Origin of the sequence: Methylobacter sp. BBA5.1 (assembly GCF_000746145.1) — a bacterium.
In the GTDB taxonomy this organism is placed as follows: Bacteria; Pseudomonadota; Gammaproteobacteria; order Methylococcales; family Methylomonadaceae; genus Methylobacter; species Methylobacter marinus.
Window position 1 is genome coordinate 1 of the sequence record NZ_JQKS01000030.1, and the last position, 20,137, is coordinate 20,137.

General features: G+C 47.1%; 19 protein-coding genes. 9 read left to right on the forward strand and 10 right to left on the reverse strand.

The window, feature by feature from the left end; translation table 11 throughout:
- Positions 1-81: 81 nt before the first annotated feature.
- From EK22_RS24970 to EK22_RS17205, 9 genes are all read left to right on the forward strand, one after another.
- Entirely contained in the window at positions 82-327 is a 246-nt protein-coding gene (locus EK22_RS24970; protein ID WP_081917945.1) for a hypothetical protein, read from the forward strand.
- A 522-nt stretch (positions 328-849) separates the two neighbouring features.
- Positions 850-1,788: a glycosyltransferase gene (locus tag EK22_RS17170; protein WP_081917946.1), complete on the forward strand. Its 939-nt coding sequence runs from the start codon at positions 850-852 to the stop codon at positions 1,786-1,788.
- A gap of 5 nt (positions 1,789-1,793) precedes the next feature.
- Positions 1,794-2,696 carry a glycosyltransferase family 2 protein gene (locus EK22_RS23285; RefSeq protein ID WP_051961950.1) on the forward strand — a complete coding sequence of 301 codons (903 nt, stop codon included), beginning with the start codon at positions 1,794-1,796 and terminating at the stop codon, positions 2,694-2,696.
- A 96-nt stretch (positions 2,697-2,792) separates the two neighbouring features.
- A complete protein-coding gene (locus EK22_RS23290) occupies positions 2,793-3,890 on the forward strand; it encodes a glycosyltransferase (RefSeq protein ID WP_051961951.1) in 1,098 nt (365 codons plus the stop codon).
- Positions 3,891-4,041: 151 nt separating this feature from the next.
- On the forward strand, positions 4,042-4,326 hold the full coding sequence (locus EK22_RS17185; protein WP_152565135.1) for a hypothetical protein: 285 nt from the start codon (positions 4,042-4,044) through the stop codon (positions 4,324-4,326).
- 10 nt (positions 4,327-4,336) lie between these two features.
- Positions 4,337-4,822: a hypothetical protein gene (locus EK22_RS17190; protein ID WP_036252949.1), complete on the forward strand. Its 486-nt coding sequence runs from the start codon at positions 4,337-4,339 to the stop codon at positions 4,820-4,822.
- 129 nt (positions 4,823-4,951) lie between these two features.
- On the forward strand, positions 4,952-6,076 hold the full coding sequence (gene gmd, locus EK22_RS17195) for a GDP-mannose 4,6-dehydratase (protein ID WP_036252951.1): 1,125 nt from the start codon (positions 4,952-4,954) through the stop codon (positions 6,074-6,076).
- 2 nt (positions 6,077-6,078) lie between these two features.
- A complete protein-coding gene (locus tag EK22_RS17200) occupies positions 6,079-7,053 on the forward strand; it encodes a GDP-L-fucose synthase (RefSeq protein WP_036252953.1) in 975 nt (324 codons plus the stop codon).
- A gap of 214 nt (positions 7,054-7,267) precedes the next feature.
- Positions 7,268-8,218 (forward strand): glycosyltransferase family 2 protein, encoded by a 951-nt coding sequence (locus tag EK22_RS17205; protein WP_036252955.1) that lies wholly within the window; start codon positions 7,268-7,270, stop codon positions 8,216-8,218.
- A 262-nt stretch (positions 8,219-8,480) separates the two neighbouring features.
- Here the strand turns inward: EK22_RS17205 and EK22_RS17210 are convergent, their stop codons facing one another.
- The 10 genes from EK22_RS17210 to EK22_RS17255 all read right to left on the reverse strand — a co-directional run bounded on the left by EK22_RS17210 (position 8,481) and on the right by EK22_RS17255 (position 19,935).
- Positions 8,481-9,848 carry a phosphohexomutase domain-containing protein gene (locus tag EK22_RS17210; RefSeq protein WP_036252957.1) on the reverse strand — a complete coding sequence of 456 codons (1,368 nt, stop codon included), beginning with the start codon at positions 9,846-9,848 and terminating at the stop codon, positions 8,481-8,483.
- Positions 9,845-11,347: a mannose-1-phosphate guanylyltransferase/mannose-6-phosphate isomerase gene (locus EK22_RS17215; protein WP_235209437.1), complete on the reverse strand. Its 1,503-nt coding sequence runs from the start codon at positions 11,345-11,347 to the stop codon at positions 9,845-9,847. The genes EK22_RS17210 and EK22_RS17215 overlap by 4 nt, the downstream gene beginning before the upstream one ends.
- A 366-nt stretch (positions 11,348-11,713) precedes the next feature.
- Entirely contained in the window at positions 11,714-12,580 is an 867-nt protein-coding gene (gene rfbA, locus EK22_RS17220) for a glucose-1-phosphate thymidylyltransferase RfbA (RefSeq protein ID WP_036252963.1), read from the reverse strand.
- 51 nt (positions 12,581-12,631) lie between these two features.
- Positions 12,632-13,696: a dTDP-glucose 4,6-dehydratase gene (gene rfbB / locus EK22_RS17225; RefSeq protein WP_036252965.1), complete on the reverse strand. Its 1,065-nt coding sequence runs from the start codon at positions 13,694-13,696 to the stop codon at positions 12,632-12,634.
- A gap of 294 nt (positions 13,697-13,990) precedes the next feature.
- A complete protein-coding gene (gene rfbD / locus EK22_RS17230) occupies positions 13,991-14,878 on the reverse strand; it encodes a dTDP-4-dehydrorhamnose reductase (RefSeq protein ID WP_036252967.1) in 888 nt (295 codons plus the stop codon).
- Positions 14,875-15,420, reverse strand: a complete 546-nt coding sequence (gene rfbC / locus EK22_RS17235; RefSeq protein WP_036252969.1) for a dTDP-4-dehydrorhamnose 3,5-epimerase — start codon at positions 15,418-15,420, stop codon at positions 14,875-14,877. The genes rfbD and rfbC overlap by 4 nt, the downstream gene beginning before the upstream one ends.
- Positions 15,421-15,635: 215 nt before the next feature.
- A complete protein-coding gene (locus EK22_RS17240; protein ID WP_036252971.1) occupies positions 15,636-16,598 on the reverse strand; it encodes a DHH family phosphoesterase in 963 nt (320 codons plus the stop codon).
- Positions 16,595-17,191 (reverse strand): adenylyl-sulfate kinase, encoded by a 597-nt coding sequence (gene cysC / locus EK22_RS17245; protein WP_051961953.1) that lies wholly within the window; start codon positions 17,189-17,191, stop codon positions 16,595-16,597. The genes EK22_RS17240 and cysC overlap by 4 nt, the downstream gene beginning before the upstream one ends.
- A gap of 988 nt (positions 17,192-18,179) precedes the next feature.
- Complete coding sequence (locus EK22_RS17250) at positions 18,180-18,485, reverse strand: ComEA family DNA-binding protein (RefSeq protein WP_036252975.1); 306 nt, start codon at positions 18,483-18,485, stop codon at positions 18,180-18,182.
- 130 nt (positions 18,486-18,615) lie between these two features.
- Entirely contained in the window at positions 18,616-19,935 is a 1,320-nt protein-coding gene (locus EK22_RS17255) for a UDP-glucose dehydrogenase family protein (protein WP_036252977.1), read from the reverse strand.
- Positions 19,936-20,137 lie beyond the last annotated feature (202 nt).

Genomic DNA, 20,137 nt, shown 5'->3' on the forward strand with positions numbered 1-20,137 from the left:
AAGTGCGCAGTTGGCACGGCTGGTACCGACACATGACCCTGGCAATGGCCGCGTTGGCGTATTTGGCGGTGTTGTGCCGCCATGAAAAAGACGCGTCATCGGCAAAAAAAACCGGAAACGGCTGAGCAAGTAAGCCTGGAAGCAGCGGCAGCTCTGATCCCGTTGACGGTACCGGAAGTGCGCAAGCTGTTGTGGCAATGGCTGTGGCGGCATCCGCCGAGAATCATGCATATCGTCAACTGGTCGCTATGGCGAAGACGCCATCAAGCCGTTGCCCGTGCCTGCCATTACCGACGACGCAGGAAGAAAAATAATCTACAACTGTAGTACTAGGCCGCGACATCAACGGTGTAGTGAGCACCGAGCGGCGCTATTACGTCAGTTCGCGGCTGGCCAACGCGGACCACATGGGAACCGTCGTGCGATGGCATTGGGAAATCGAGAATGACCTCCACTGGTCGCTCGACGTCGCCTTCGGCGAAGACCAGGCGTAGGAAACTCCGCGGAAAACTTCTCGATCTTGCGGCGCATCGCGCTCAATCTGTTTCGCCAAGATAAGTCCGTGAAGGCCGCATCAAGATTCGGTGCCTGCTGGCCGTCAGTGACGATGCCTATAGACAGAATTTACTGAATATCAATCTGTTGCTTAATGCGGCTGCCCTGGAGTACGGTAAAATGCTAGATATTTTTGTTGATAATCCTAACCAGTTAAAGAAAGGACTAAATACTGACAGGGATGGCAGAAAAAAGAGCCCGATAAGTTTCATTCAAATACACATAATCTTACGGTATTAGACAGTAATTGCCGAGATGAGTTGTTATAATGTCCGATGTTATAGATGATTTTTTATGATTAGTATTTGTCTTTGTACTCATAACCCTCGATTGGACATACTTAAAAAAGTTTTGGAGTCAATTCAAAATCAATCTGCGGGGGCAGAGTCGTTTCATTTTCTTCTTGTGGACAATGCATCTGATCCGCCGTTGGATGCATCATTACTTGATCAGCTTAAAAAATGCGGCATATCTGCCCAAATGATTCATGAACCGTCTCTTGGCTTGCAGTATGCCCGGATAGCGGCTGTCCGTCATACGCGCTTTGATTGGGTTTTATGGGTCGATGATGATAATGAGTTATCCCCAGATTTCATAAAAAATGGCCTTGATTTTATTAAAACACATTCCGAGGTTGGCTGCTTTGGAGGGAAATTATTACTTCCGAAAACGATAAAATCAAGTAAATGGGTAGTTCCATTTTTGCCATACCTAGGGATAAAGAATAATGGAAACACCATATTAATCGAGAAAACTGACGCTTGGACGCTGGCTGAGCCTCCCGGAGCAGGTGCTTGGGTTCATCGAAGAGTTATTGATGCTTATCTATTGCGTGCAGAGGAAAATCCTGCTTTTTTTCAGTTGGGTCGGGCCGGTAGTAAAGGGTTGGCATCTTGTGATGATTCAATAATGATGAGAGGAGCCTATCGACTGGATTTGGCTTGTGCATATGTTCCCTCACTATGGCTTTACCATCACCTCGATAATAAGCGATTCAAATTCAATTACCTAATCCGATTAATGTTCGGATATGGTGAAAGTCATACCGTATTGGCACGTTTATTGGCAGGTCCAAAAAAAACTCCAAAGGAATATCGAGTAATAGTGAGATTTTTGTGGCTTTTGTTGAAGGCGTTTAAAGGAGGAATAAATCAGTCCTTAGCTTTTGGAATTGGCATAGTGGCCTATCATCTTGGAGTCCGGTCAGAGTATTTACGCCAGCAGCAAAAATAAGATTTATGTATAAATCCTTCCCCAGAATTACCTTAGTTACTCCGTCACTGAATGCTGAAAAGACGATCGAACGGACCCTTAAATCAATCGAAGAGCAGCACTATCCCAACTTGCAAGTGATTTGCGTGGATGGTCTTAGTACTGATAGCACAGTTGAGATCATTGAACGCTATCGACATGTCGTTAACCATCTGATTTGTGAAAAAGACAAAAATGTTGCCGATGCCTTGAACAAAGCGTTTAAGCTTGCAGAGGGCAATATTTATTGTTACCTGAATGCCGATGATGCGCTAACTTCGGGAGCATTGGCGTGCATTGCCCAAGTATTCCTAGATAACCCTGGTATTGATGTGCTCACTGGCGGTTGTCGGCGTGTATTTGCCGATGGATCGGAATGTATTACACAGCCGCCCGAAAATTATCTTGAAAGCTTGTCGATGCGAAACGGTATAGAACAGCCTAGTACTTTTTGGCGTGCCGGCATTCATCGGCGTCTTGGAGAATTAGATGTGAGTTACCAACTTGCTTTTGATTGGGAATGGTGGAACCGCCTCTATGCTTCCGGGGCGCGATTTATGGCTATTCCAGATATATTATCGGTTTATTATTTTAGCGATGACAATTTGACCTCAAAAGCTGGTTTACGTGTAATAAACGAAATGTACAGGATAACAAAAACTTATGGTCCGTTCCGAGGACGAATAGCTGATATTTATCGTTTTTTGTTTAAGGTGTTTGATTTGAATGGCTATTATGATCAACCTTTTCATAAGCTACCATTAATTAAGCGTATTGGATTCGGTGGTACACTTTGGTTGTTATGCAAGATATTCGGCAAGCAAACGATTACTTCCTATAACTGGAATTGGGCATCCAAGCAAGTGCGTGGATTGGTTTGGTATAAATAGTGCGAAACTTTTTCGGCTATATCAATTATGCGGTTGTTGAATTTCTATGCGATTATAAAACAACTAAATCATCTCAATTTTGAAGATTTTTAATAAATGAAATTCAGTGTAGCAATACCGGTTTACCGACAGGCGGAGTTTTTGCCATCGGCATTAGAGAGTATTCGGGCTCAATCTGCTGAGGTAGAGTTGGCTGTAATGGATGCCACGCCCGACGATAGTGTGCAAAAAGTTCTGGAAAGATATGCGGGTTTACTCTCGTATCATAGATTCGGGCCGGACTCTGGCCAGACCTCTGCTATACAAGAGGGATGGGATAATACAAAAGGCGAAATAATTGCTTGGTTATGCGCTGACGATTATTATTTTCCTGATACCTTGGAGGCAGTCAGGCAGGTTTTTATTGAGCAGCCTGAGGTAGAAGTTGTTTATGGCGATTCTGTTTTTGTCGATGAAACAGGCAGCTTTTTGGGGTACTTCCCGGCAATTAAAAATAATATAAGCTCAATTACAGGTGAGTGTTGTATTTCTCAACCTTCGTGCTTTGTCCGGCGAGCCGCGTTTGAAAAAATTGGGGGGAAATTGAATGCAGAGCTGCATTACACGATGGACTGGGATTTATGGATTAGACTTTATCGATCAGGCGCAAAATTTTATTATCTTAATAAACCGCTGTCTGTGGTGAGAATGTATGACGGTACTAAAACATCCAGCCGTTCTTGGCGGCGTTTTTTTGAAATAGGCTGCCATTTATTCAAAAATACCACACCATTTTCAGCAGCAAGATCATTGCTTGGGTTTTACTATCAAGATTTATTATTAAACCATGGTAAAAGTTTTGATCGATTGATGCTTAGGTTGCTGAATTTTTATCGTAGCCGTAAGAATATGAGTTTGAACTTGTCAAATATGCATGAATTCAATTACGGTTTTTATAATAACAGCAATCTAGTTAGCCCATATGTCGATATTTATTTGCCTTGGTATGATGAAGAAAAACCGACTAAGTTAGTGATTATTTGTGACCTCAATAATGCACCCATAGCCTATCTAAACGATAGTCAACTTAAGTCTAATGGATCTGGGTTTTATTACGACATATTCGAACTGGATGTATCAAGACATTTATTACATCTTCAGTTGTCATCGTTAGAGAAACGATCATGGCGTTTATACGATGTTAAGTTTATATAGTTTTAAATTGAATTTCCATAACATAATAGAAGATAAATTAATAGATTATATTTTCTATTAACCATTGGTGCTAGTTGATTTTCGGAGATCATGAGCAGAGGATATAGCAAGTATTCCGACTAAAATGCTTATCAATTAGGAGTCAATGTCCATGACTACAGAAGACTTTATCATTGATTTGTTTTGCCGGATAGACGACCATATGCAAAATGTTCCAAATCACAACCAAGCGGCTCTAGCCCATAGCGAAATGGTCACTCAGGAGATGCTAATTGCTATCAAAGGCGTTGGTCAACGCGCCTTTTACTGTTGGTTAATTCGCGATTATGCCGATTGGTTTCCGCTTTGCCCGTACTCGTTTATTCCGTCGCCTGAAAACGCATTGGGAATGGGCACAGATGTTTTTGGCAAAGCCCAGTCTACTGGGTATTATTAACAGTTGTGGCATGGAATTAATTCAACCTATTCGTAAGGTACGTAATCCTAAAGCCTGGATTGAGTCCGGTGTATCTAACCACCGCTGGATTGTTGGCAGCAAACTGTGCCTAGCCATCAATCACTTGGGGCAGATTATTGGCTGGGCATGGGCGCCAGCCAATGCTCACGACTCGTGGCTTCATCCCCTGACCGAGTTCTTTAAAGACCACAGCGTCATACTGGCTGACACTAGACTTCATGCGAAAGCCAGTAATCCCGCCAATCTAAAACTCTGTCGGCGTGGCGAGTGGGACGGTAGAATGCTGATGGGAACCGTCTATTCGATGTTGACGGTGGTCTGCCACACCAAGAAAATGCGGCATGGGGTTGCGGAGTATTTTCTAGTCCATCTTGCCCTTATGGTAGCTTCGTTTAACGCGTTAATTGAATGGTTCGGCCTGTTGCCTGAGGATGATGGCTTTGTTCCTTTCTCCATTGCTGAATTCAACTTATAAACTAGCACCACAGGTTATTAAACTTGCGCTTAATATCACCACTTAAAAAATCAGAACTAGTAATATTCTCAAGTCAGAGCTATTTTTAGTTCTAAATTCCATTAAATTTTAATTATTAAGGATTTGCTTATGGCGGCTAAAATAGCGCTCATTACCGGTATCACTGGCCAGGATGGTTCCTATCTTGCCGAACTTCTTTTAGAAAAAGGATATCAAGTACATGGCATCAAACGCCGAGCTTCTTCATTCAATACCCAACGAGTGGATCATATTTATGAAGATCCACATGTCAATAACCAGCATTTCATTTTGCATTATGGTGATTTGTCGGATTCCACCAACCTGATTCGCATCATGCAGGAGTTACAGCCGGATGAAGTGTATAACTTGGGCGCTCAGTCCCATGTTGCGGTCAGTTTTGAGTCACCTGAATACACAGCAGATATAGATGCAATGGGTACTTTGCGCTTGCTTGAGGCGATTCGCATTTGCGGACTGGAGAAAAAGACTCGCTTTTATCAGGCCTCCACGTCCGAATTGTACGGCAAGGTACAGGAAATTCCCCAAAAGGAAACCACGCCGTTTTATCCACGCTCGCCTTATGCCGTGGCTAAGCTTTACGCCTATTGGATTGTGGTAAATTACCGCGAAGCTTATGGTATATACGCTTGCAACGGTATTTTGTTTAATCATGAGTCGCCCCGCCGTGGCGAAACCTTTGTAACCCGGAAAATCACTCGTGGTCTGGCGAATATCGCACATGGCCTAGAGACATGCCTGTATATGGGTAATATGGATGCTTTGCGTGATTGGGGTCATGCTAAGGATTATGTCCGTATGCAATGGATGATGTTGCAACAAAAACAACCTGAGGATTTTGTTATTGCAACTGGTGTGCAGTATTCGGTACGTCAGTTTATTAGCTGGTCTGCACGGGAATTAGGGATTACTCTTCGTTTTGAAGGTGAAGGTGTCAATGAAAAGGGCGTTGTGGCAGAGATTGAAGGTGATAAAGCGCCAGCGGTGAAGGTCGGTGATGTTCTGGTGCAGATCGACCCACGTTATTTCCGTCCCACTGAGGTGGACACTCTGCTGGGTGATCCGCGTAAAGCTAAAGAGATGCTTGGCTGGGTGCCACAGATTACTGTGCAAGAGATGTGTGCAGAAATGGTTGCTGAAGATTTAAAAGTCGCCCAACGTAATGCATTTTTGCGCGCTAATGGGCACGACATTTCACTTTCTGTGGAGAATTGAGCATGTCTATTAATAAACATGCGCGTATTTTTGTAGCTGGTCATCGTGGCATGGTAGGAAGTGCTTTGATGCGCAGTTTACAACAAGCAGGGTATTCTCAGTTGATCACGGCTGGGAGGAATCAGCTAGATTTAACTTGTCAGTCAGCCGTGTTGTCTTTTTTTGCTGAACAAAAAATTGAGCAAGTTTATCTGGCTGCGGCTAAGGTTGGTGGCATTTATGCCAATAATACTTATCCAGCTGAGTTTATCTATGAAAATTTAATAATTGAGTGCAATATTATCCATGCTGCGCATCAAACAGGAGTCAATAAACTGTTGTTTCTAGGGTCGTCCTGTATTTACCCCAAACTGGCTGAACAGCCAATGCGCGAGGATGCTTTATTAACTGGTATGCTTGAACCTACTAACGAACCTTATGCTATTGCTAAGATAGCCGGTATTAAGCTGTGCGAAAGCTATAATCGCCAGTATGGTCGGGATTATCGTAGTGTGATGCCGACAAATCTTTATGGTCCGGGGGATAATTTTCATGCTGAGAACAGCCATGTGGTACCAGCTCTGATACGTCGCTTTCATGATGCTGTTCAACGTGGTGATGATAAGGTAGTGGTTTGGGGTAGCGGTATGCCGATGCGAGAGTTTTTGCATGTAGATGATATGGCTGGTGCTAGCATATATGTTATGGAGATGGATGCAAACATCTATCAAATGCATACACAGCCGATGCTTTCACATATTAATGTCGGCACTGGGGTGGACTGCACCATTCGTGAATTAGCTGAAACGGTGGCTAAAGTAACTGGTTTTAAGGGTCGGTTAGTATTTGATGCTACTAAACCAGATGGAACACCGCGAAAACTGTTAGATGTATCGAGGCTGAAAAATTTGGGTTGGGAGGCTGATCTCTCACTAGAGGATGGTTTACGCCATACTTATACTTGGTTTTTAGAGCATCAGTCAGATTTTCGGAGTTAGTTATGAATTCGGCTGGTTAAATACTTGCCGATTTTTTCCGCAGAAAACACAGAGTTTCTAATGTGCAGTTTGTCTAGGCAGGAATGGTTTGTGGTCAATAGTATTGACTCCAATATTCTTTTTTCTAAAGAGTACAGTGAATCGTTACAATCCAAAATAAAAAATTGTGCCAAAACAATATTCTAATTATTCAAACAAAACCGTATCCGTTACCGTGATTATCGTCAATTGGAATTGCGGCGCTGTTCTTTCCAAGTGTTTGGATCATTTATTGAATCAAACCGTGCCGCCCGCTAGAATTCTGATCATGGATAACGGCAGTAGTGATGATTCTCTACAAGGCATCCCTCAAAAAGATCAAATAGATATTCAATTGCTCGGCACCAATTTGGGGTTTGCGGGAGCAAATAACAGGGCGCTGGCATTGTGTGATACGGATTATATAGCTTTGCTCAATCCGGATGCATTCCCCAATCCCGATTGGGTGGAGCGTTTGTTAGCCGCCGCAGATTCTTATCCGGATGTCGCTGCATTTGCCTCGTTGCAATTGTGCGATGACAGTCCCGAGTTTGTGGATGGGGCAGGTGACAGTTATCATATTAGCGGCCAGGTATGGCGAGATCAATATGGAGCCCGACTTGCGTCTATTAATTTGATTAATAAGGTAATTTTTAGCCCCTGTGCTGCCGCCGCACTTTATCGTCGCCAGGCGCTGTCCGAGGTAGGCGGATTCGATGAGGATTTTTTTTGTTATGTCGAAGATGTCGATTTAGGTTTTCGATTGCGTTTGGCGGGACATCAATCATTGTTGGTTCATGATGCTATCGTTTCCCATGTGGGTTCGGCTGCGACGGGTGGGCAACATAGCGATTTTAGTGTGTATCATGGTCATCGTAATGTGGTCTGGGCTTATGTTAAAAATATGCCGGGCATTTTGTTTTGGCTGTTGCTGCCTTTGCATGTGTTAGTGAATATTGCAACGATTCTGTATTTTTCACTAGCTGGACAGAATCGGGTAATCCTGAGCGCTAAAGTCGATGCCTTGAAAGGCCTTCCAAAAATGTGGCGAAAGCGGCGAATTATTCAAAACAAACGAGTAGCTTCTCTTTACGAAATCTGGCAAGTGCTGGATAAGCACTTGCTTCCATTACCTTGGATTAAATAAAGAGAATGGCCGAGACTATTTCGGCAATCATAGTTAATTATAATGCCGACAATTTGCCGCTCACTTGGATTGAATCATTGCTTACCTATCCAATCGTTGGAAGTTGACAACACAAAGGCAAAAATGAGCACTTGTGACAGCGGGTGCAGAATCATTCAAAGACCACTCAACTTACTACGTACAAACTTAGTCCGTAACTCGGTTTTAATGGATGAAAATATAAAAAATTGATAACGCCACGCGGCAAGCAGCATTTCGAACATCAAGCGTTTTCCCGGATAAGTGATTCAACTTCAGCCAGCCGCTCTTGCACGGCCGATAGATTGGAGCGGGTTTCAATATTCAAGCGCAGCAGCGGTTCGGTATTTGAACTGCGCAAGTTGAGTCGCCAATCCGCAAATTCCAGACTGAGACCGTCTGTCATGTCCACGAGTGCTTGCGAACCCGCATAGTAATCGCGCACTGTCTGCAAAGCCGCATTGGCATCCATCACTGTATAGTTGATTTCGCCACTGCACGGGTAGGCCTGAATACGTTCATTCACCAATTGTGATAATGCTTTGCCGCTATGACAAACCAATTCGACTACCAATAGCCAGGGAATCATGCCGCTATCGCAGTAGGCAAAATCGCGAAAATAGTGGTGTGCACTCATTTCACCGCCATAGATGGCATTTTCAGCGCGCATGCGCTCTTTGATAAAGGCATGCCCGGTTTTGGACTGGATAGGAATGCCCCCTTCACGCTTCACAACATCAATCGTGTTCCAGGTCAGTCGCGGGTCATGGATGATTTTTTCGCCGGGGTGTTTAGCCAGAAAAGCGGCTGCCAACAGGCCGACGATGTAATAACCCTCGATAAAATCGCCATTTTCATCAAACAAAAAGCAGCGGTCGAAGTCGCCGTCCCAGGCTATGCCCATGTCGGCTTGATGTATTTTGACGGCCTGCGCCGTCGCGGTACGGTTTTCGAGCAACAAGGGATTGGGAATGCCGTTCGGAAAAGTGCCGTCGGGCTCATGATTGACTTTGATAAAAGTGACCGGTACGCCTTGCTGCTTAAATACTGACTCTATTGCGTCAATGACATGGCCGGCGGCGCCATTGCCTGCGTTGACGACCAGCTTAAGCGGCTTGAGCGTTGCCGTATCGATATAGGTCAGCAGATGTTCTACATAGGAACCGAGAATGGATTGCCGTGTCAGCGTACCGCGCGCGGCTGCCGGCTCGAACTGATTAGCTTCGGCTAAAGCCTGAATAGTTTTTAGCCCCGTATCGCCGCTGATAGGCTGGGCATCGCGGCGCACCAGCTTCATGCCATTATAATCCATGGGATTATGGCTGGCGGTGACTTCAATGCCGCCATCTACATCCAAGTGGAATGCGGCAAAGTACACTTCTTCAGTGCCGGTCATGCCAATATCGATCACATCGGCGCCGCCGTCCATCAGGCCATTGGCCAGAGCCTGCTTGAGCGGCTCACTGGTGAGGCGGATATCGCCTCCTACTGCAACACGCTTGGCACTCAGGTGCTGCGCATAGGCGCGGCCAATGCGGTAGGCAATCTCTTCATTGAGCTCTTCACCCAAACGCCCGCGGATGTCATAGGCTTTGAAACAGGATAATTTCATGATGCAACCCGACCGTATTTGTCATCGAAGCGGACGATATCGTCCTCGCCCAGATACTCACCGCTCTGCACTTCAATCATAACCAAATCAACCACACCCGGATTTTCCAGCCGGTGTTTGTGGCCAGCCGGAATGCAAGTTGATTCGTTGGTATTTACGAATATTTCATACTCACTATTCACCACTTTCGCCATGCCGCTTACCACGATCCAGTGTTCGCTGCGGTGGTGATGCATTTGCAAACTGAGACTGGCGCCCGGCTTGACTTCGATGCGCTTGATTTTAAAGCGAGGTCCCTCTTCCAGGACGGTGTAAGTACCCCAAGGACGATGTACTGTTCTGTGAAGTTTATGAGCTTCGTGCCCCTGAGATTTAAGGCTGGCGTATAAATGCTTGACGTCCTGGGCACGATCGCGGTCAGCAACCAGCAGCGCATCCGGCGTATCGATAACGATCAGATTGTTGACTCCAACAGCGCCGACAATGCGCTCATTGCTCTGGATATAGCAGTTACTGACATCATGTAGCAGGGCCTCGCCTTCTATGCGATTGCCTTGTGCATCGGGCTCGGATAGATCGCCCAGCGCGCTCCAGGATCCGATATCGCTCCAGCCGATGCTGCAAGGCACAACGGCGACATTGCTGGACTTTTCCATCACGGCATAATCAATGGAGTCGTCGGGCACTGGGTCAAAAGCTTCCGGATTAAGTTCGACCTGAATAAAGCCCTTGCCTTCGGCCCTACGGGATTGCTCCATACAAGCGCGGACAGCAGACAGTATTGCCGGGCAATGTTGTTCCATTTCGCGTATCAGAGCACCGGCGGCAAAGCAAAACATGCCTGAGTTCCAGAAATAACGACCAGATGCGACATAGTCTTTCGCCTTTTCTAGACTGGGTTTTTCCACAAATCGCAGAACGGCATTGCCTTCGGCCTCGATATAGCCGTAACCGGTTTCCGGCGCTTCGGGCTGAATACCGAAAGTAACAAGCTTGCCCTGCCGGGCAAGTTGCTGGGCCTGCGCCACGGCTTGGACAAAGGCCGGCTGATCGACAATGAGGTGATCGGCAGCCAATACTAGCAAAAGCGCATCCTGGCCATGAGTTGCCGCCACTTGCAGCGCGGCTGCGGCGATCGCAGGGGCCGTATTGCGGCCAAAAGGCTCGAGAATGAAGCTATTGCCAAGGTTTTTATAATCGCTACCCGCCACCTGACGATACTCATCCTCGGTTTTGAAAAAAAGATCGCGATTGGTGACCGTAAGAATTTCAGCCACCCCAGGCAATGCAGCTCCGCGCAGCCAGGCTTTTTGCAGTAGACTTTGTCCATCGGCCAGATGGATGAAGGGCTTTGGATGTGATTCACGGGAAACCGGCCAAAGGCGCGAACCTGCGCCGCCGCATAGTATTGTTGGTATTATTTTTAAACCCATAACTTCCAAAAGTTTTTTAGATGGCTCTGCAATGTCTTGTATCCTGTGGCACTTAGAAAATGGCACTTTATTTAATACTTAATCTGATCATTCCAGCCTGATTATAATCGGTAAATAAAACATATATTTGTCACTAGACAATAAATTGAACAGTAGAACTCCACTAAAAATAATGTACTAGGAAGCCCCGGCAAATGAAGCTGTCCATTATACCTTTAGCCGAAGAAAGTGAGTAACACTCTTGATGTTGCGGACGAGCTCTCAAAATATTTAAAAAATATAGCTCACTAAAGAAAATAATATTTTGTATTTAAAAGACTAAAGTCTGTGGGTCTTTCTCTGTAAGGATTTTTGTACCATTAGTTGTAATTTGAAGAAGATTTGTACACTAAGCACAATGCCAATCACGCTTTTAAATACAAATCAACAAACTCACTGCTCCAGCAATCGCATCAGATAACTGCCATATTCGCTTTTCAGCAAAGGCTTCGTTAACTGCCTCAGCTTATCATCGGTAATCCAGCCGTTGCGCCAGGCAATTTCTTCAAGACACGCTATTTTCAGCCCCTGCCTTTTTTCGATGGTCTGTATAAACTGCGAGGCATCCAGCAAGGACTCATGCGTTCCGGTATCCAGCCAGGCCATGCCGCGCCCCATCAATTCAACCGACAGCGTGTTTTGCTCAAGATAGCATCTGTTGACATCGGTGATTTCCAATTCTCCGCGTGCCGAAGGCTTTATCGATTTGGCAATCTCCACGACCTGATTGTCATAAAAATACAGGCCCGTGACGGCATGGCGGGATTTGGGCTTGCTCGGTTTTTCTTCCAGCGAGTTGGCGGTTCCTTCACTATCAAATTCAACCACGCCATAACGCTCGGGATCATGCACGGGATAGGCAAAAACGGTGGCGCCCTCTGTTTTTTGCACCGAGCGCTTCAGCAGTTTCTCCAGATCATGCCCGTAGAACAGGTTGTCTCCGAGTATTAACGCGCACGGATCATTCGCAATAAACTCCTCACCAATGATAAAAGCCTGGGCCAACCCGTCCGGCGAGGGCTGAACGGCATATTCAAGCTGCATGCCCCATTGGTTGCCGTCGCCTAATAGCTGTTCGAACCGGCCGATATCCTGGGGTGTCGAAATGATCAGCACTTCCTTTATGCCCGCCAGCATGAGAATACTCAGCGGGTAGTAAATCATGGGCTTGTCGTAAACAGGTAAAAGCTGCTTTGAAATCCCCAAGGTAACGGGATGTAAGCGTGTTCCCGAGCCACCGGCCAGTATTATGCCTTTCATTTTCTATATTCCTGTCGATAATGATTCAGAGTTTTATATAGGCGCGGGATATTACTTTGTACCCAAGCCTAACCGTTCGCGCCGATAACTGCCATCCAGCACATTCTGCCACCAGGCTTGATTATCGATATACCATTGCACGGTTTTCCTGATCCCGGTCTCAAAGGTTTCTTGCGGTGTCCAATCAAGCTCTTTGTTGATTTTACCCGCATCGATGGCATAGCGCTTATCATGCCCCGGGCGATCCGTTACGTGAGTAATCAATTCTTCATAGCGTGTTATGTTTCCAGGATGATTGGGCTTCAACTCATCCAGAATGCGGCAAATGGTCTTGACCACCTCAAGATTGGTTTTTTCGTTGTGGCCGCCGATGTTGTAGGTCTGCCCTACGCTTCCTTCGGTCACCACTTTATAAAGCGCCCGCGCATGATCCTCGACATACAGCCAATCGCGTATCTGATCGCCTTTGCCGTAGACAGGCAGCGGCTTGCCTTCAATCGCGTTCAGAATCACCAGCGGTATTAATTTTTCGGGAAAATGGAAAGGCCCGTAATTGTTAGAGCAGTTCGTGACGATCACCGGCAAGCCGTAGGTCCGATGCCAGGCTCTGACTAAATGGTCCGATGACGCTTTGCTGGCTGAATAGGGCGAACTTGGATCATAAGCCGTCTGTTCCGTGAAAAGCCCCGTCTCGCCCAGGGCGCCGTAGACTTCATCGGTCGAGATATGATGAAAGCGAAAAGCCTGTTTTTCAGTATCCGTCAACGCCTGCCAATGTTTGCGCGCGGCTTCCAGCAGCGTATAAGTGCCGATAATGTTGGCCTGTATGAAAGCGGCGGGGCCATCGATGGAACGGTCCACATGAGATTCGGCCGCCAGGTGCATGATTGCATCGGGCTGATAGTGTTGGAATAGCTGCTCGATTTTAGCGGCATCGCAAATATCGACCTGCTCGAAGCTGTAGCGCGGATTGGCTTCTATCGATTTGAGCGATTCGAGATTGCCGGCATAGGTCAGTTTGTCGACATTGATAACGCTGTGTTCGGTCTCGTTGATCAGGTAACGGACCAGAGCCGAGCCTATAAACCCGGCGCCCCCGGTGATTAATATTTTCATATGTTATGCTTCATTGCTGTGTTTCAAGGTCAACTCTCGGTAAATCTCTCACGCTGAACTTACCGGGATCTTAATTTTTCTACTTAACTGATGTTACGCACGAGGCCTGTTTTTCTCGCTTTGCCGCGCTAGTACTCAGCCAGTCTTGTTCTGACGAGTAAAATTTGTAGTGCGAATGAATTCGCACCTACAATTTACCCGTCATGATTAAATTGACTGAGTATTAAACTATCGCTGTAAAAATAGCCTCTTCCCGGGCCGAATGAATTCGACCCGACTACTGACAATCTGCTTTCAAACCATCTCTTCCATACAAAGCCTCAGTGCGCTATCCCAGGAAGGCATTTTCAAGCCGAAGTGCTGTTCCAGGCGCTCGGTTGACAAGCGCGAGTTGAGGGGGCGTTTAGCGGGCACTGGATAAGCTGTCGTCGGTATCGGATTGATAACACGGTTTTTTAATGGCTGCATCCCCTGCTGGCGGGCAATCTCAACAATGGCCTGGGCAAAACCGTGCCATGAAGTTTCGCCGGCCGACGTCAAGTTGTAAATGTCTGAATTAAAAACGCCTTGCTGTCTTTCCAGCAGTATCTGTCTGAGAATATGCGCCGTGGTCTCGGCGATCAGGCGCGCCCAGGTGGGCGAGCCGATCTGATCGGCAACGATATTCAGTTCTTCGCGTTCCGCCGCAAGACGCAAAATGGTTTTAAGGAAATTTTGCCCTCTGGCCGCATAGACCCAGGAGGTGCGGAGTATCAGATGATCAGCGCCGGTTGCCTGGATCGCCTGTTCACCGGCCAGTTTACTCTGGCCATAGACGTTGACGGGATGCGTGACATCGTCTTCCGTATAAGGCGCATTATTTGAGCCGTCGAAAACATAATCGGTGGAATAGTGAATCAGCAGCGCTGATTTTTTCGCGGCCTCTTCGGCTAATACGCGTGGAGCTTCGGCATTGATCAGGAAAGCCAGGTCCCGGTCCGTTTCCGCTTTATCCACCGCCGTGTAAGCGGCCGGATTGACAATAACGTCCGGATTAAGCTTCTGAACGGTGTGGCGCAATCCGTCAAGATCGGACAAATCGATCTCGGAACGGTTGACAGCAATGACGTCCCCTAGAGGCAACAAGGTTCTGGCCAGTTCCCAGCCGACCTGACCGTTACAGCCTGTCAGCAGGATTTTCATGCGAACACCTCGGCCTCACGGAACGAGACGCCTTGCTGATCCTTGGCGGAAAGGCAAGGGGTACAGTTTTCCGGCCAGATAATGCCGATGTCGGGATCATCCCAGCGTATGCAGCGCTCATGTTCCGGCGCATAGTAATCGGTGGTTTTATACAGGAAATCCGCCTGCTCTGAAAGCACCAGGAAGCCATGGGCAAAGCCCGCCGGCACCCAGAATTGCCGATGATTTTCCTCGCTTAATTCGACGCCTGCCCATTGGCCGAATGTCGGCGATGATTTTCTCAGATCAACTGCCACGTCGAATACGCGGCCCCGCACTACCCGCACCAGTTTATCCTGCGGCTGCTTGACCTGATAATGCAGCCCTCTCAAGACGTTTTTGCCCGAGCGGGAATGGTTATCCTGCACAAAGGCCGCGTTTATGCCGGTAACATCCTGAAAGGTTCGCTGATTGTAGCTTTCGAGAAAAAAGCCGCGTTGGTCTCCGAATACTTTGGGCTCAAGGATCAATAAATCAGGAATTTTTGTCGGGATCAGTTTCATTTTTTAGTTTTTAAGGTAGAAGTTCGCTGCAGACAGGCGGCCTGTTGATCGTTCAAGGCTCATTTTAACGTCATCAACGCTGCATTGCACCGTTCCAAGCTTTACAAATTTTTCCCTGATACGCCTTGTAGTGGCATAGCACTTCCATCGGCAAGATTTCATTTGGTAAATCGGAGCGCTATTTTTAACCGAATCCTGAGCAAACGGCAAGTATCTCAAACCGGGCCATATTTCTGACTCAGTCTTTTTATGAAATCAGGCAATTGCTCTACCGGTAAATGATTAATCCCGGCCGCGCCTTTGCGGCCGCCGCCAGTGGGAAATTCGCTGCATAGCTCATCCGCCCCGGTTTTATTGACCAATGGCGCACGAACACTGACCTGGTAACCGCCCTGATTATTATGCGTCACGATGGCGTGCGCCTTGGTTGGAGCCTTGTTAGCCAACTCATTACCGTAGACGCCATTGATGCGCCTGGCCCAGATTGTATCCGGCAATACAATCACCACGACATGACCATTATCATATTCAGGCTCGATTTGGTTTGCCCGCATTAGATCCTCATAATAACCGGCCTGAAGTTTTTTGTAGACCGAATGTTCGTCGCTGATGAAATCAAAAGGCGATTTATAGGCCAACAGACACTTATACAGCTGATCCGGCGGATAATGCAGATCCTCCACGCAGCTGCCATAACTGTTGTAGTTGATGCAAACGCCCAGTTCTTTTAGCTGATCCATTTGAGCAGCCGACAAATTCAGCCCGCTGGCCGCCTGCTCCGCGCTTTGATTCAGGTTGTCGCCGAAGGCGGCAACCACGGCCCAGTCACGGTATTGCCCTTGCAGGTAACGGTCAACCAGGAGGCTGGTGCACATATTCGCATCGGTATCAATGAGCGTTGTAAGCGCGGCATGTTCGGGTATCTCGCCGGCCAGATGGTGATCGACATAAAAAACGCGGGCGCCCTGCTCCAGCAGCCGCTGCACATGAGGGCGGTTCTTGTGCAGGGAAATGTCCAGCACGGTCACGTCATCGCCCGGTTTCGCATTGACCCGGTCCAACAACTCGATATCGCGCTTGATACCCGTCACCAATACAGAAGACTTAGGCTCGGCCAGTCGGAGTTGCAACAATGCGCATATGCCGTCTGCATCGCCATTGAACACGTCATAATTCATTTGTTTAACACTCCTCGCTCCATCAGGTAAGTCACTATTTGCGCCACACTTTTTTCGAACGGCTGCCGATGTGTTTCTATGACCAATTCGGGATTCTCCGGTTGTTCATAGACTGAATCAATACCGGTAAAGTTTTTAATCTCGCCTCGCCGGGCTTTTTTATACAGTCCTTTCGGATCGCGCTGCTCACAGACTTCCAGCGGCGTATTGACATGAATTTCAATAAACTCCTTATCATCGACCAATTGCCGCACTATCTGCCGGTCTTGCCTGAAAGGCGAAATAAAGGCGGCCAAGACAATCATCCCGGCATCGACCATCAGTTTTGAAACCTCTCCGATGCGGCGGATGTTTTCAACCCGGTCTTGATCGCTGAAGCCTAAATCCTTACAAAGACCGTGCCTGACATTATCCCCATCGAGCAGATAAACGTGGTAGCCCATCGAAAACAGCTTTTCTTCCAAGGCGCCCGCCAAAGTGGATTTGCCTGAACCGCTGAGGCCTGTAAACCATAAAACACAGGGCGATTGCTGGAGTTGTTCGATGCGATTTTTTTTGGTGATTTTATGGTGATGCCAGACGATATTGTTCATATTGATTAAGGTGGTTTCTGTGCGTATGTTGCCGAAATTTTAATAAAGGCGCTGCTGAGTCTGTCATTCTGATTATGGCAGATACACTGCAGGTGCGAATTCATTTATGCCCTATGGGTACTTGTGCCCTTCAGGGCATTCGCACTATTCGAATCCTTCGAGGACATACGTAAAGTCGCGCCACACTATAGTTTCTCGTCAAAATAAAGCTGACTGAGTACTCTTAGTACTCAGTCAGCTTTGTTCTGTCGAGCGAATAGTGCGAATGAATTCGCACCTACAATTTACCCGCCATGATTAAATTGACTGACTACTAGCCAATGGTTTGAAATTTCGGCTCGCCTTCATTATCGCAACGCCCGTGGCATGAGGTAAAAGCATTTGGGCTTCTAATGCCTGAAAAGCTTGAAACTCTGCACCGCTGCTTTATGCTTGTCAAGCATCTATCATATCGAGCCATTAATACTGATGTTTCGCAGACGATTGACTCAGGCACCGGTAAGGCCGTTTCCGTGGGAGTGATGCCCTCATCGCGACTTGCCGGGCGATTTTAAATCGCGATGTAGGCATCGCTCCCACCACCGCTTTCCGCATTTAAAACCCGGCCAGGGTGAACAACGCCCATGCCCGGCACAGCAGACGGCATAACCATCTGTCTCTGCGTAAACATCAGACATTGATTAGTAATGAGCATGGAATAAATCAGAAAATTGTAGGTGCGAATTTATTCGCACTGCGCGGATAAATCCGCGCTTACACCGGAAAATCCTCCGACTCCTTGAGGAAGTTATTTTATGCCCATTCCTTAGGTTGCGCGCAAAAAAAACAGCAGGAATGAGTGTTGCTTTAGAGGAAGGAAACTTTAACTTCGGGTTGCCGCAGCTAAAGTTTCCCTAAGGTTAAGAATGTTTGCTGGAAGTGGCCGTTAATTCAATAATGCATAAGACAATGCCGTCTTAATCCTTACATATTATTAACAGCCCCAAATTTACTGCTTCTTATCAGCTTTTGCCGTCTTCTTTGGCGCTGCCGCTTCAGAATCGCTTAACTGAATGTCGCTTTTGATTCTTTGAACAGTTTTCTCACCGATACCGGCAACATTGGCCAAGTCTTCCACCGTTTTGAACGGACCTGTCTCAGTCCTGTATTTGACGATCGCTTCGGCTTTTTTCTGGCCGATGCCTGAAAGGGATTCCGAAATGGTGGTGGCATCGGCGCTGTTGATATTGACCGGAACGGCACTGACATTGGTTGCGCAAAGGGTGGCAAATAAAGCTATCAATAATTTTTTCATGTTCTGTCCTTAAATAATTGAAGAAATTTGAATAGTCCTAACTTATCGCCAACCAGAATAATCTCAACTATTCTAGAATGAGTTTAGACGTTAGTTTCAAAAATACCAGTCTTCAAGGACACCCATGACTTTATCGACCGATTGCGTAATATTGCAATCCGCTGCGCTTGACCAGCTGCGGCTCATACATATTACGTCCGTCAAAAATAACTTTATCCTGCAGTTGCTGGCTCAATTCTTCAAAATCCGGGCTACGGAATTGCTTCCATTCGGTGACAATAACCAAGGCATCGGCCTGACTCAGGACATCCTTGGGCGAATCGCAATAGCTCAGCCCCTGCCTGTCGCCATAGATCCGCCGTGCTTCGTCCATCGCCTCGGGGTCATAAGCCTGGACGGACGCGCCGGCCTCAAGCAGGGATTCCAGTACGACCCGGCTTGGCGCGTCGCGCATGTCATCGGTGTTGGGCTTGAACGACAGGCCCCACAGGGCGAATGTCTTGCCGCTTAAAGCGCCCTGATAGTGCTGGCTGATCTTGTCGAACAACCGGTGCTTCTGACGGTTATTGACATTCTCCACGGCATTGAGCAGTTCCGCGTGATAGCCGCACTCTTTCGCCGTTCTTTCCAACGCCTTGACGTCTTTCGGGAAACAGGAGCCGCCGTAGCCGCAGCCGGGATAAATAAAGCTGTAGCCTATGCGGGTGTCGGAGCCTATTCCCTGCCTCACCTGTTCGATATCGGCGCCCAACTGTTCCGCCAGATTGGCCAGTTCATTCATGAAACTGATTTTTGTCGCCAGCATGGCATTGGCGGCATATTTGGTTAATTCCGCCGAGCGGATATCCATGTTGATGACGCGTTCATAACTGCGGTTGAATGGCGCATACAACGCCTTAAGCAGTTCCGCGGTCCTGGGATTATCGGTTCCGATGACGATACGGTCGGGTTTCATGAAATCAGCCAGCGCCGCGCCTTCTTTCAGAAATTCCGGATTTGAAACCACATCGAATTCCAGATCCACGCCACGGTTGTCCAATATTTTCTCTATCGTGGACCGGACCTTATCCGCCGTGCCGACCGGCACGGTCGATTTGTCGACGATGACCCGGTAGCCGTCCATGTGCTCGGCAATGCTGCGCGCTACCGCCAGCACGTATTGCAGATCGGCCGATCCGTCTTCATCGGGCGGCGTTCCGACGGCGATGAATTGGAACAGGCCGTGATCCACGGCTTCCTTGACATCAGCGGTAAATCTCAGCCGTCCCTCGGCCTGATTCTCCCTAACCATCGCTTCCAGTCCCGGTTCATAGATCGGAATGATGCCCTGTTTGAGTTTATCTATTTTTGTTACATCTACATCCATACAGAGAACGTCATTACCGACTTCCGCCAGACACGTTCCTGTCACCAATCCCACATAACCGCTGCCGAATATAGTAATTTTCATGGTTTTTTTGTCCTTGCTTATTAAAAACTGATTTACCTGCCGACTTAGAGTCAAGGAATTATTTCCCGACTGCAGACTCAAAATCAATGAGTACTATTACCGATATGAACACGATAGTTTAATGATTTTATGGTTTAATCGTTATTCATAACGTCACAAATTTTCAATTCAGTCCCAAAGAACTTACATTGCCCGTCTTGAC